Here is a 13,235-nt window from a genome sequence, read left to right on the forward strand (position 1 = left end):
TACTTGTGATAAATACAGCCCTGTTTTTTCTAAAGAAGATTTTTCAAAATTATCTACATTTAGTAAAGTATCGCTTGGCGCAATTTCGTGCCATTGCATATCCAAAGAAGCTGCTGCCAATAATTCGGTTAACGCATAGCCTTGATTAAAAGTGCTTGCTTTTTTGATTTTATCTACTAAAGCTTGCGGAATAGTTTCTCCCGTTTTGTAGTTCTTGGCATAATGCAGCAGTACTTGCGGATCAAGTGCCCAGTGCTCATTGAATTGAGAAGGGAATTCTACAAAGTCTCTTGCTACGCTGGTCCCGGACAAGCTTGGGTATTGTTGTGCGGCGAAGAAACCGTGCAGTGCATGACCGAATTCATGAAACATAGTCGTTACATCATCAAAGCTGATAAGAGCAGGTTGGCCCGACGCAGGTTTGGTGAAATTACAAACATTGTATATAACCGGCTTTTTGTTGAGGAGCCTGGATTGTGTAACGATATTATCCATCCATGCACCACCAGATTTATTGTCTCTTTTAAAGTAGTCGCAATAAAACAAACCAAGAGGAGATTTATCTTTATCGAACACTTCAAATACGCGTACGACTTTTTGATAAACCGGAATATCTTTCCTTTCTTTAAAAGTTAAGCCGTATAATTGATTAGCGGCATAAAATACGCCATTCTCTAGGACATTGTTTAATTCAAAATAGGGTTTTATCTCATCTTCATCGAGATTGTATTTTTGTTTGCGTACTTGGTCGGCATAGAAATTCCAGTCCCAAGGCTGTAGTGTAAATCCACCTTTTTGGCGATCAATTAATGACTGAATATCTTTAGCCTCCGTCTTTGCTTTAGCGGTGGCTGCGGGAGCCAGCTTGCTTAGGAAATTGTTGACAGCTTCGGGAGTTTTGGCCATTTGATCTTGTAATTTCCAAGCTGCATAATTAGGGAATCCCAGGAGCTTGGCCTGTTCAGAACGTATTTGTGCGATGCGTGCGATTGTCTTTCTTGTATCGTTTGAATCATTTTTTTCTGCACGATTCCAAGAGTCATTAAATAGTTCTTCTCTTGTGGCCCTATTAGTGAGTGATTGTAGCGCCGGCTGTTGTGTCGTATTCTGTAAAGACAGCATAAATTTGCCTTTGAGATTATTGTTATCGGCATCTTGCGCCGCTGCATCTATATCTCCTTTTGACAGCCCTGCCAATTTTTTTTCATCACTTGCTACTAGTGCACCAGCTTTCGTTGCTGCTAAGAGTTGGTTGGTAAATTTGGCACTTAAAGTAGCTTGTTCCTCATTTAATTTTTTCAGTTTTATTTTATCGATGTCTGAGAGCCTTGCACCTGCCAATACAAATTCTTGATAATAGTATTCTACCAAACGGTTCGACTCGACATCTAATTTGAGACTTGCCCGATGATCATAAATGCTTTTTATTCTTGAGAATAATTTTGTATTCAAATAGATAGCATCCTGGTTGGCGGCCAGCTTTGACGCTTCTTCCTCTTGCACTTTTTGTAGGGTGGGGTTCGTATTAGCTCCTGTTAATAGATTGAACACAGCAGTTACACGATGTAATAATTGTCCACTGGTTTCCAGTGCAAGGATGGTATTGTCGAAAGTTGCTGAATCCTTGTTGCTGGCAATTTTTTCTACTTCGGCTAGCTGCCTTTTCATACCTTCTTCCATAGCAGGTTTAAAATCTGCGTCTTTAATTTTTGTGAAATCGGGCGCATAAAAAGGGAGCGTATCTTTTTGTAGAAAATAATTATTGGCAATGGCCGCTGCTGCATTTTCTGCTGCGGTATTGGTCGTATTCCCGCAGGAGCTGAGCGTGGCGGATGCAGCAATTATAGTTATCATAAACAACTGTTTCATTTGTTTCTGAAGTTTTATTATAAGTGAAAATACAAAATAATAAAAGAATTCTCGTAAGATATGTATAAGAGTTCAGGTATTGAAACGATGAAATTGTTCATTTTACTAGGATGTAGTATTAAGGTTCTCCTTCAAGGAATTCATAGAGAGGCTTTAGATTCGGCTTGTCAAGCCCAGCGAAGTCGCCTCATTTTGTATTTAACTGTTTTTAAAATTTTGAATACCTTAGATGTTCAAAATCATTTTAGGTCGGAGAAATATTTTATTATTAAAACAAAAGTTCATTTTCTCCTATGGAACTATATAACTCATTTGCCGTTATCATCGTGTTGGCAGCTGTTTTCGGATATATAAATGTTCGCTTTATCAAGTTGCCAAGTGCCATTGGAGTAATGATTATTTCTTTGGTGGGTTCTTTAATGATGATTGGTTTGGAGAAATTGTATCCTAATCTTTTTCAAGAAACACTGCGTTTAATTAAGTCTTTAGATTTTTATACAATATTGATGAAGGTAATGTTGAGCTTTCTCTTGTTCGCAGGTTCCATTCATATCAATGTTAAGGAAATGCGCAAAGAGCGTAGGTCCATCATTACATTCTCCACAATAGGTGTATTGCTGTCGACGATTATGGTAGCTACTCTTTCTTATCTTATCTGTCATCTCTTTGGATTGCCCATTGGATTTATTTACTGTCTTCTGTTCGGCGCGCTTATTTCGCCTACCGATCCGATTGCTGTAATGGAAATTTTGAAGAGTTCGAACATAGCTAAGTCATTAGAGATGAAAATTAGTGGAGAGGCTCTTTTTAATGATGGTATTGCTGTGGTAATTTTTCTGACAATTTTGGAAGCGATGCGTTTAGGAGTAGATAAATTAACTTTTGTAAATGTATTATTGCTCTTTTTGCGAGAGGCCGGTGGAGGTCTTTTGTTTGGGTTTCTGTTGGGCTATATTGCTTATGTGGCTTTGCGTACAATCGACGATTACAAGGTGGGGGTCATGATTACTCTGGCAGTAGTGATGGGTGGATATATGCTCGCTGATTATATGCATATAAGTGGTCCTATAACTATGGTGATTGCCGGTATTTTTATTGGTAACAAAGGTCGAAGATTTGGAATGAGTGAGGTGACTCGCGATTATGTGGATAAATTTTGGGAGTTGGTAGATGAAGCATTAAATGTTATTTTATTTCTATTGATAGGAATGGAGATGTTGGTTATTAATTTCAGCATTTCTTATTTGTGGATAGGTATGTGCGCGATTGTTATTGTTCTAGTTTCGAGATATGTTTCCGTTTCAATACCAATCATTATTTTGAAATATAAGAAAAATATGGAAAGAAATGAGATAGGCATCCTCACATGGAGTGGTGTGCGTGGAGGCATTTCCGTAGCTTTGGCACTATCACTACCATATAGTAGTGAATCTGAATTGATCGTAAGTATTACGTATATTATAGTACTTTTTTCCATAATTGTACAGGGCCTCACAGTAGAGAAAGTGGTAAAAAGGTTGATGTAGTTGTCGATGTACTTATATGCTTGGATAGTTTTTATTTTAATAAATAATTAATGTGCGAAGAGCTATAAATCTTTGCTATTATTGGTGTTTTATAATTTCTCTTGCTTGATTGAATAATTAACGAAAACTAACATCCATTTGTTTTCTTTTTTTCATGAAATAAAAACATGTACATTAGCAGTTAAAAATTTTATCTATTCATGCGTAAAATATTTGTGATAAGCTCGTCCATTGCACTAGTTATCGCTTTGGCCTTGTCTTTATTCGTGAGTTATTGGTGGTGGGTTCTGACGGCAATTGTAATAACGCTTACCATTTTAGGCTATTATGACATGGTTCAAAAATCGCATTCCATTATGCGGACTTTTCCAGTGGTTGGTCGCCTGCGCTATTGGATGGAAGATATTCGTCCAAAAATATATCAGTATTTTGTGGAGTCCGATACCGATGGCAGGCCTATCAGCCGCATCGACCGTTCAAGTATTTATCAGCGGGCAAAGCTACAAACAGATACGATGCCATTTGGAACGCAACTGGATGTGTACGCAGAAGGATATGAGTGGATTATGCATTCTATTGCGCCTAAAGATTTTAATACTTTAGATGTTAGCCCAAGATTACTAATCGGCAATAAAGATTGTAAGCAACCTTATTCTGCCAGCATTTTCAATGTCTCGGCTATGAGTTATGGTTCATTGAGTTCTAATGCTATTGAGGCGTTAAATGGTGGCGCGAAGATTGATAATTTTGCGCATAATACGGGCGAAGGTGGCATTAGTTCTTATCATCTAAAACATAAAGGTGATTTGATATGGCAGATTGGTACGGGATATTTCGGATGTCGCAACGAAGATGGAACTTTTTCCGCCGAATTATTTGCGGAGAAAGCGAAATTTGAATCCGTGAAAATGATAGAGTTGAAAATATCACAAGGTGCCAAACCAGGACACGGCGGCATTTTGCCCGCCTCTAAAAATACTCCGGAAATTGCGGCCATTCGTCACGTACAAGCTGGTACAGTTGTGGCTTCTCCACCCTTTCATTCGGCTTTTGATACGCCTAAAGGAATGGTTTTGTTTTTGAAACACTTGAGAGATTTGTCCGGTGGAAAACCCGTCGGTTTTAAATTATGTATTGGTCGTAAAAGTGAGTTTATTGCTATTTGCAAAGCAATGATTGCGTTAGATATCTATCCTGATTTTATTACGGTAGATGGAGCTGAAGGTGGTACAGGGGCTGCTCCGCAAGAGTTTTCAAATTATGTAGGAGTACCCTTATTGGACGGCCTCGCATTTGTGGACAATATGTTGAATGGCATGGATATACGTCAACATATTAAATTGATTGCTTCAGGAAAAGTACTTTCGGGATTTCATATTGTACGTGCTATTGCACTTGGTGCCGATGCGTGTAATTCTGCAAGGGCTATGATGATGGCTTTAGGTTGTATTCAGGCTTTACTTTGCAATACCAATAAATGCCCAACTGGGGTAGCGACTCAGGACCCATCATTAGTAGTAGGGCTAGATGTAAATGATAAAAAGTACCGGGTGGCGAATTATCATAGAAGCATGCTACGCACTTTTGCTGAATTGATGGGGGCTTGCGGTATCGATCATTATAAAAAACTTACACGCTCACATATTTATCGCCGTGTGTTTCAAAATGAAATGCGCTCCTTTGAAGAAATTTATCCATCGCTAAGTAAAGGCTGTTTGTTACGTGGAGAGATTCCTGAAAAATATGTGGACGATTTTGAGCATGCACATATTGAAAGTTGGGGGTAAAGTTCACCCGATAATCTATTTACATAACGAGGTATGACCACCGACCACCTATTGTTCTAGTGAAGAAGGTATGGTAGCATTTACGGTGAAATTCAACACTTATTTTCTCTTTTGTTTTAATTAATGAAGTGATGATATAAAAAGGAAAATAGGATACATCCAACGCTAATAGTGTGTTGTGCACTTCTGAGGATGAATCATCAGTTGCTAATTTTAATTAAAACTTCCCATCAAGATAAAATCCTATTGTCTCAAAGGTAGATATTTATAGGCACTGTAATTACCTTGCAACATATCGTCAATTGTTTTTTGATACGTGGCATTGGCAGAGGGATCGGTGCCGGCAAATTGTCTGCCTAACATAAAGTCGCTGTAATAGGTTTTCCAATCAGGATAATCTTTTTGTGCCTCCATAAGCATTTGTACGATTACACTTTTGCCGTTTTGTCCATCGATATATTCAGCACCATAACCTAAACAAACCGTATAAACATACAAGCCTATATTCCAGGCTTTTATACCTGCGGGAGAAAATTTATTGTAATTGTCTTTTACAAATTTCAACAATACTTCACTGCCCTTGGGTAGGTTATATTTATCAAGATCAATTTTTGAAATATCTGCCTTTGTACCGCCATTTTCATCGAGTGCTTTTTTACAAACCAGAAAATGTGCCTGAAAGCCGCTGTCTTTAAGGCTGGTTAGGAATAAATAAAAATCGCTTTGATTATTTACTTGAAACCAACTAGATAAAGTATTGCGTGCGTCTACTTTTTCGGCAACCGAATGAGGATAAGGATAAACGAAATAATGATGATAAGCAGTATCTAGCAACGTTAAGAAATTTTTTTGCGCTGTGCTTTTATTGATGTCAGTCTTTATTTTATCCATGAAGGTCTTGGAACCACCATAGCCCTGCACAAAATATACGCCTGCTAACAAAAAACCTTTAAGTGTGTCATCTTTTAGAGAGGTTTGGTTGTTGGTCGTATCTGTTTTAGAGGATTGATTTTTACAGCCGGTTATCATGGTAAGCACTGTTGCTATAATGGCAACAGACACAATTGTACGCTGAAATATTTTCTTTTGCTTCATGCTGCAAACTTCGTTAAAAATTGGCATCATGGAAAATAAAAACATGTCGCATAATCGAAATATTATTTGTGTGATGCGTATTTTTAATGGGTTAATATTTTTTTGTGAGGTCTGAGACTACCCTTTGGTTTAAATCTTATGTGTAACGGGTGATTCGAGGAGCTACGCTGCTTATGAAAGCGCAATGCCCTAAATTAAATTAAAGTAAAGTAAATTTAATGCAGTTATGACGTTTAGGAAGGAAAGTGCTGCCCATGTTTCCTTTTCTGGGCGTAAAGTTATTAGCGAGATTGAGTACCTTAATTGTAATTTCCCAACTTGTGCTATCTTGCTGGAAAATTACAAGCATTTCAATAAGTTTTTATGCAAAAAATAATTTCATTTGCAAGTTGTCTGTCGCTTGCAGCTATACTTTTAAGCAGTTGTCAATCTCAGAAAATGAAAAGTAATTCTTGTTTCCTATTAGCAGGTACTTATACCGCCAACAATAGTAGTGATGGTATTTATGTATATGATTTTAATGAAGACAGCGGCACTTTAAAATTAGTTTCTCAAACCGAAAAAGTTGCGAACCCTTCTTATTTGGCTTTTTCAAAGGATTATCAACATTTGTATGCCGTTAATGAAAATCTGGAAGATTCCATACCTGGTATGGTCTCCGCATTTGATTTTAATCGTCAAAACGGAAAGCTTACGTTTTTAAATTCAGTTCCGTCCAATGGTTCTGCGCCTTGTTTTGTGACGGTGGATGCTTCCGGCAAAAATGTATTAGAAGCCAATTATAATGGCGGTAATTTTTCGATTTTTAAAACGGATAGCGTTGGTAAACTTCTACCGGCGGTTCAAATAATTTCCCAAACGGGTAAGAGTGTGAATAAGTACAGGCAAACGCAACCACATGTACATTCTACTTTTCTTTCGCCGGATGAAAAATATGTATTTGTTTGCGATTTAGGCAATGATACACTTTACCAATATCCTTTTGATGCAAATAGTCCCAAGCCTGTTGATGTGGATGGTGCAAAAAAATATAAGGTTCCAGATGGTCACGGCCCCCGCCATATTGTCTTTTCCCCGGATAAAAAAAATCTGTATTTACTCAATGAACTTGATGGAAAATTGATGGTCTTTAAAATGGAAAATGATTCGCTGCAGTATCTGCAGACAGTTGTTTCTACCGATGTGCCAGATACTGTCTTGCACGACAAAAGCAGCGCCGCCATCCGCATTTCAACCAATGGAAAATTTTTATATACATCCAACCGGGGCAATGCGAGTGATATAACTATTTTTTCGGTCAATTATGATGGCACATTAAAGGAAGTTGGACATCAGCCAACGGATGAAATTCCGCGCGATATTAATATTGATCCTTCGGGCAAATTCCTTTTAGTGGCTAGTAAAGCCAAAAACAATATCAAGGTGTACGCTATTGATCAACAAGCTGGCACACTTACCTATACCGGACATTCTGTTGATCTTCCAACGCCGGTAGCTGTATTATTTGCGTCAAAAAAATAATGAATTTATTTTAAATTTTCGTGTAACTTACTGTGGTTTTGAAATAATTTAAAAAAATTAAAAAATAAACTATGTTAGACGAACTAATGAATCTGGTAAAAGAAGCAACCGGAAATGCAGTGAATAATGCGCCGGATGTTTCCAACGAACATTCTGATGCTATTGCACAGGAAGCTACACATTCTATTATGGACGAACTCAAAGGGGCGATTTCCGGCGGAGGACTTTCCAGTGTGGTAAATATGTTACGTGGAAATGAAACTAATGCTGCTGGAAATTCCACAACACAAAACATACTCGGCAATTTAACAAGCAAGCTTACAGAAAAATTTGGTCTGAGTCCGGATACCGCACAGTCGTTGGGTAGCTCTATTATTCCTTCAGTCTTGGGTAAGCTTACAGGGAAAATTAATGATCCTAATGACAGTAGTGTAAATTTAGATAGCGCGATTGGCTCACTTACCGGTGGTAAACTGTCCAATATTTCAAGCATGTTAGACAAAAATGGTGATGGAAAAGTTGATTTGAGTGATGCGATGTCTTTGTTGGGTGGAAATAGTAGTAACTCATCAGAAGGCGACGGACTATTAAATAAATTGAAAAATCTATTTTAACAATCTATAGATGGATGAAAAACCGAAGACAAGTGCCTTCGGTTTTGTGTGTATAAATGTTTTTGATCTAAATGACTTGTCCACAAAAGCAAATCTTGGCTAATTTTTTGCGTAATTCTACAAGAAGTATATAGCTTTACTTTTTATTGGAAAATAAATATCTATACAATATGGCAATCACAAAAATATTCTCCGGAATTATCTGCTCTGTTGCTTTACTCGCTTCAGTTGTAGGCTGCAAGAGTAATGATAAAAAAGAACAGAAAGTAGAAAAAGATACAGCAATTGCTGTTGCAAAACCGGGGACTCCCATCAAATTAAATCCCAACAAAAAATATATTTATCTTACTTGGGATGATGGTCCTCAGCCTCCGGGAACTTTTAACTGCGAACGTATTTTTCGTGAGCAGAATGTAAAGGCTACATTTTTTATGGTAGGAGAGAATGCGTTTAGCCCTTCCCGTATGAGAATTGTTGACAGCATTCGCAACAGTTACCCGCAATTTTTATTAGGTAACCATAGCCACTCACATGGTTTTAGAGATCATTATAAGATTTTTTATGCACATCCGGATAGTGCGATGCAGGATATGTACTTAGCGGAGAAGGAATTGAATGTGCAAGTAAAAATCGTGCGTCTGCCAGGCATGAATGCTTGGGTAGAAAATGGTAAAATACAAGCCCCGCCGTCTTCAAGAGAAGTTTGTAAACGATTAGGTACTGCAGGTTATAGTGCCATCGGGTGGGATGTAGAATGGCGATTTGGCAAGCATTCAGTGCCTATTCAAGGTGCTCAGGCAATGGCAGATGAAGTCGCTCAAAAATTTGCCGATGGAACTACTTATGCGCAAAATGCAGTGGTGATATTGGCGCATGATCGCATGTTTAAAGAACCGCAATATGCAGATAGCCTTACGAAATTTATTACACTGTTAAAGCAAGATACGAGTTATGTTTTTGAAACCGTTGATCATTACCCTTTGGTACAACAGGGGCATTAATAGTAGTCTCATTTAAGGAAAAGATTAGACGGCAAGCAATATATTTTTTGCTTGCCGTTTTTTGGTGAATGTAAACAGATTCATGTGGCTAAAATCATCGTTACCTTTACAAAATGACCTATCTCCTTCATTTGCAAAAAGATAAGAAACTGCTTCCGGTGCTGCTGGAATTAATGCCGGCATTGACGTGCAGAAAGAATATCCCCTTGCGGTTGATGGCCAGCATTATGAGCCAACAGTTGAGTAGCCGTGTAGCGGATGTAATTTATAAACGCTTTTTACGGCTGTTTGATGGCAAAGAACCTTCTGCTGGGCAAGTATTGACTATCGATCATGAGATCTTGCGTGGCATAGGTTTAAGCAATGCCAAGGCAAATTATATACATAATGTAGCCTTGTTTTGTATTGAGAATGATATTACAGACAGGGGGCTCAGTGCCTTGTCAAACGACGCCATTATTGATTTACTTACCCAGATAAAAGGCGTTGGCAGGTGGACGGTAGAAATGCTGTTGATGTTTACACTTGGCCGCGAGGATGTGTTTGCTACCGATGATTTGGCGATACAAAATGCGATGGCGAATTTATATAAATTGGACAGATCTGATAAAAAATTATTCAAGCAAAAAATATTGAAAATTTCTGCAAAGTGGAAGCCTTATCGTACTTATGCCTGCCTTCATTTATGGCATTGGAAAGACAATGCACCCGTCTAATTTTATACAATCTCTTGTAAAGTGACGATATCTTTCTTTACTTCCAATTGATGAAGTGCTCCGCATTTTAGTGCATAGTTTTCTGGCTGATGACCTACCGGAAAATTAAAGGCTACCGGAAAGTTATATGCAGAAATGGCTTCCCAGATAATTTCGTAAATGGTTTTGCCAAAGGGAATTGTTGTATCCTTCATGTCGCTGAAACTGCCTATTAAGAGGCCTCTTAACCCAATAAACCATCCTGCTCTTTTTAGTTGATGGAGCATCCTGTCGGTATTGTAAAGGAATTCGCCCACATCTTCTATAAATAATATTTTATTTTTTGTATTTGGCTCGGAAACAGATCCGATTGAATGAGCCAACAAAGCGAGATTGCCGCCAATTAATTCTCCATTGCATTCGCCCAAACGGTTATAGAAATGGCTATCAACATTATAAATGCACTGTTCGCCAAACATGACCTTTTTTAGAGATTGAATATAAATATTATCAACGCCTTCGTTAAAAGCCCCGGCCATCGGTGAATGAAGGGAGGCTGTTTTAAATTGTCTGTTTAAGTGGCAATGCAGTAGTGTAATGTCGCTGTATCCAATAACCCACTTTGGATTGCTGATTAATGGCTTAAAGTTTATTTTATCTATAATCCTGCTTAGTCCATAGCCACCGCGCCCGCAAAGAATCGCCTTTACATTTTTATCATCTATCATTGATTGTAAGTCGTCGAGCCTTTCTTCGTCGGTTCCTGAAAAGTAATGAGATTGATGCCCGAGTGTTTTACCTATTTTGACTTGAAAACCCCATTGCCTCAGTGTTTCAATACAGGTCTTTGCTCTTTCAAAAGGCATAAAACCTGAAGGGCATACAATGGCAACTGTGTCGTTTTCTCTAAGGTATGGAGGGATAATCATCTATGAGAGTGTATGATTTTAAATTTCGTTAAGTGTCGTGCCTTGTGTTGTTACGTTGAAATGGTGACCAACATTACATTTTAGTGCAAAATTATTTATTTGATGACCCACCGGGAAATCAAAACAAATGGGGAAACTATAATCTTTAGTCTTCTCGAGAATTAGATCATATAAAGACAAATTTAATTCTTCCTCAGGAATTGGCTGAGGCTCTATTTTAAAGCCTCCCACGATTAAACCTTTTAATTTTTTTAGCTTGCCGCTCCGTTTTAGATTCCAAAGCATTCTGTCGATGTTATACAGGAACTCATGAGTTTCTTCTATAAATAGGATTTTGTTTTCGGTATTAATGGCCGACAAAGTGCCCGATAAATTTTCTATTGTACGCAAATTACCTCCAATAATTCTACCGGTTGCTGAGCCGATTTTATTATAGTTATTGTAATTGGCAGTGTATTGCATTTTTTTTGTGCTTATTAATGCATCTCTAATAGAAAGAATACTTTGTTTTTGAATTTCCGGTGCATCATCCCAGTCAGATGGGAAACTGTTACACATTTTAGAATGAAGCGTTGCTACCCCGAAACGCGTTGCAATATGGCAATGAAAAACCGTGGCGTCGCTAAAGCCTATTACCCATTTTGGATGTTGTCTTAATTGAGAAAAGTTTATTCTATCAATGATGCGCAAAGCGCCATAGCCACCTCGTGCGCATAGAATGGCCTTGATGTATGGTTTATCCAGTAGTTGCTGAAAGTCGTTTGCTCTTGCTTCATCATTTCCGCCGAAAGTGCCGTCTCTTTCTCCAATTGTTTTCCCAATTTCTACTTTAAGTCCCCAACTTTGGAGTAAGGTAATGGCTGGCTTTAATTCATTTTCTAAAATAAATCCCGATGGGCTTGTAATGCCAATGGTGTCGCCAATATCTAAATAGGGTGGAATAATGATGGGCGCGTTATTATTATCCTTATTTTCCTTCAATTTTGAAAAAAGGGGAAATGTTAATAATATACTTGAAGTATGAAGGAATTTTTTTCGTTCCATTTTCGTAAAACTGGGTTTTTCGATTGAAACGAAGTTAGTTATAAATTTTAGTTGGAAATAAATTGCTAAAGTAAAGCCAAAAATATTTATTTGAGCAGTATTTTTGATGTATCTTGGACCATTATAGAAACCCTTCAAAGTATTGTTGAGAAATGCAAATGAATAAACAGGCGACCATTAAAGAAATTGCGAAGAAATTAGGGGTGTCTATCTCTACAGTTTCCAGAGCGTTGCACGATCATCCTAGTATCGGGTTACGCACCAAAACGCGTGTTCAGGAGATGGCTAAGGAATTGAATTATGAGCCCAATCAGGCCGCGATCCAGTTTAAGATGGGAAAAACTTTTACCATTGGTGTAATCATTCCCGAATTAACCGAGAACTTTTTTTCAACAGCTATCAGTGGTATTGAAGATGTTGCTTTTAAAAATAACTATAACGTATTATTTGGCCAAAGCCATGACGATGTAGAAAAAGAAAGAGCGATCCTGGCTACTTTCAAGAAGAATCGTATTGACGGGTTATTAGTATCGCTTTCCAAATCCACTCGAAATATTGATCATTTTTTAGACCTGATAAAGGCTGATACTCCTGTTGTTTTTTTTGATCGCGTTCCGAAAAATAGCGATACTTATACGGTCTCCTGCGATTTATTTAATAGTTCTATTAAAATCGTGGACTATTTATGGGACCTTGGTCACAGACATATTGCATTATTGAAGGGCCCGCAGACCTTGCAAGCTACCAACGAACGTATGCGTGGATTTATGGAAGGACTTAGTAAGAAACGTGCAAAGACTGACCCATCTTTATTTTCGTCTTCAGACCTTACGCAGCAAGGCAATTGGGATGCAATGAAAGATATCCTTTCCCAAAAAAACAGACCGACCGCTGTTGTTGCCTTTAATGACTATGTGGCCTTAGATGCTATGCAATACGTAAAACGTTTTACAAAACTTAAGATTAATAAAGATATTTGTTTTGTAAGCTATTCAAATTTACCCATGCGTGTTTATTTGGAAACGCCTCCATTAGTCTCTATTGAACAATTTCCTTATGAGCAAGGCAAAAAGGCAACAGAGATGCTGATGGATTTGATGAATGGTAAAACACTTACTGAGAGGCAGGTAATTCTTGATGGAGAATTAATTGCA

Annotated in this window: 11 protein-coding genes; 7 read left to right on the top strand and 4 right to left on the bottom strand. The window is 37.9% G+C overall.

Features of this window, described 5'->3' with window-relative positions; genetic code table 11:
- A partial coding sequence (locus ACQR30_RS14935; RefSeq protein WP_429736525.1) for a M3 family metallopeptidase occupies positions 1-1,854 on the bottom strand: 1,854 nt, incomplete at its 3' end.
- A gap of 308 nt (positions 1,855-2,162) precedes the next feature.
- Here ACQR30_RS14935 and ACQR30_RS14940 point away from each other — a divergent pair.
- Both ACQR30_RS14940 and ACQR30_RS14945 read left to right on the top strand, forming a co-directional pair.
- A complete protein-coding gene (locus tag ACQR30_RS14940) occupies positions 2,163-3,395 on the top strand; it encodes a cation:proton antiporter (RefSeq protein ID WP_429736527.1) in 1,233 nt (410 codons plus the stop codon).
- Positions 3,396-3,595: 200 nt separating this feature from the next.
- Positions 3,596-5,182, top strand: a complete 1,587-nt coding sequence (locus tag ACQR30_RS14945; protein ID WP_429736529.1) for an FMN-binding glutamate synthase family protein — start codon at positions 3,596-3,598, stop codon at positions 5,180-5,182.
- A 243-nt stretch (positions 5,183-5,425) separates the two neighbouring features.
- On the opposite strand, the gene ACQR30_RS14950 is transcribed toward ACQR30_RS14945, so the two are convergent.
- The gene (locus tag ACQR30_RS14950; protein WP_429736531.1) at positions 5,426-6,277 is read right to left on the bottom strand and encodes a DUF1266 domain-containing protein; all 852 of its coding nucleotides are present in this window, start codon (positions 6,275-6,277) and stop codon (positions 5,426-5,428) included.
- Positions 6,278-6,640: 363 nt separating this feature from the next.
- On the opposite strand from ACQR30_RS14950, the gene ACQR30_RS14955 reads away from it, so the two are divergent.
- From ACQR30_RS14955 to ACQR30_RS14970, 4 genes are all read left to right on the top strand, one after another.
- Positions 6,641-7,798 carry a lactonase family protein gene (locus ACQR30_RS14955; protein ID WP_429736533.1) on the top strand — a complete coding sequence of 386 codons (1,158 nt, stop codon included), beginning with the start codon at positions 6,641-6,643 and terminating at the stop codon, positions 7,796-7,798.
- Positions 7,799-7,869: 71 nt separating this feature from the next.
- Positions 7,870-8,412: a hypothetical protein gene (locus ACQR30_RS14960; protein ID WP_429736535.1), complete on the top strand. Its 543-nt coding sequence runs from the start codon at positions 7,870-7,872 to the stop codon at positions 8,410-8,412.
- Positions 8,413-8,582: 170 nt separating this feature from the next.
- Positions 8,583-9,413, top strand: coding sequence for a polysaccharide deacetylase family protein (locus tag ACQR30_RS14965; protein ID WP_429736537.1), 831 nt, complete (start codon positions 8,583-8,585; stop codon positions 9,411-9,413).
- 113 nt (positions 9,414-9,526) lie between these two features.
- On the top strand, positions 9,527-10,129 hold the full coding sequence (locus tag ACQR30_RS14970; protein ID WP_429736539.1) for a DNA-3-methyladenine glycosylase family protein: 603 nt from the start codon (positions 9,527-9,529) through the stop codon (positions 10,127-10,129).
- A gap of 2 nt (positions 10,130-10,131) precedes the next feature.
- Here the strand turns inward: ACQR30_RS14970 and ACQR30_RS14975 are convergent, their stop codons facing one another.
- Together ACQR30_RS14975 and ACQR30_RS14980 are read right to left on the bottom strand one after the other, a co-directional pair.
- Positions 10,132-11,037: a S66 peptidase family protein gene (locus tag ACQR30_RS14975; RefSeq protein ID WP_429736541.1), complete on the bottom strand. Its 906-nt coding sequence runs from the start codon at positions 11,035-11,037 to the stop codon at positions 10,132-10,134.
- 18 nt (positions 11,038-11,055) lie between these two features.
- Positions 11,056-12,018 carry a S66 peptidase family protein gene (locus ACQR30_RS14980; RefSeq protein WP_429736543.1) on the bottom strand — a complete coding sequence of 321 codons (963 nt, stop codon included), beginning with the start codon at positions 12,016-12,018 and terminating at the stop codon, positions 11,056-11,058.
- Between the two features lie 221 nt (positions 12,019-12,239).
- Here ACQR30_RS14980 and ACQR30_RS14985 point away from each other — a divergent pair.
- Positions 12,240-13,235, top strand: a 996-nt coding sequence (locus ACQR30_RS14985) for a LacI family DNA-binding transcriptional regulator (protein ID WP_429736545.1), incomplete at its 3' end; no start/stop codon positions are given.

It is taken from the genome of Arachidicoccus sp., from assembly GCF_050436765.1.
Classification (GTDB): Bacteria; Bacteroidota; Bacteroidia; order Chitinophagales; family Chitinophagaceae; genus Arachidicoccus.

Coding starts and splice junctions, on each gene's coding strand:
- ACQR30_RS14945 (WP_429736529.1), top strand. CDS start 3,596: ATGCGTAAAATATTTGTGATAAGCTCGTCCATTGCACTAGTTATCGCT.
- ACQR30_RS14965 (WP_429736537.1), top strand. CDS start 8,583: ATGGCAATCACAAAAATATTCTCCGGAATTATCTGCTCTGTTGCTTTA.
- ACQR30_RS14960 (WP_429736535.1), top strand. CDS start 7,870: ATGTTAGACGAACTAATGAATCTGGTAAAAGAAGCAACCGGAAATGCA.
- ACQR30_RS14955 (WP_429736533.1), top strand. CDS start 6,641: ATGCAAAAAATAATTTCATTTGCAAGTTGTCTGTCGCTTGCAGCTATA.
- ACQR30_RS14975 (WP_429736541.1), bottom strand. CDS start 11,037: ATGATTATCCCTCCATACCTTAGAGAAAACGACACAGTTGCCATTGTA.
- ACQR30_RS14970 (WP_429736539.1), top strand. CDS start 9,527: ATGACCTATCTCCTTCATTTGCAAAAAGATAAGAAACTGCTTCCGGTG.
- ACQR30_RS14950 (WP_429736531.1), bottom strand. CDS start 6,277: ATGAAGCAAAAGAAAATATTTCAGCGTACAATTGTGTCTGTTGCCATT.
- ACQR30_RS14940 (WP_429736527.1), top strand. CDS start 2,163: ATGGAACTATATAACTCATTTGCCGTTATCATCGTGTTGGCAGCTGTT.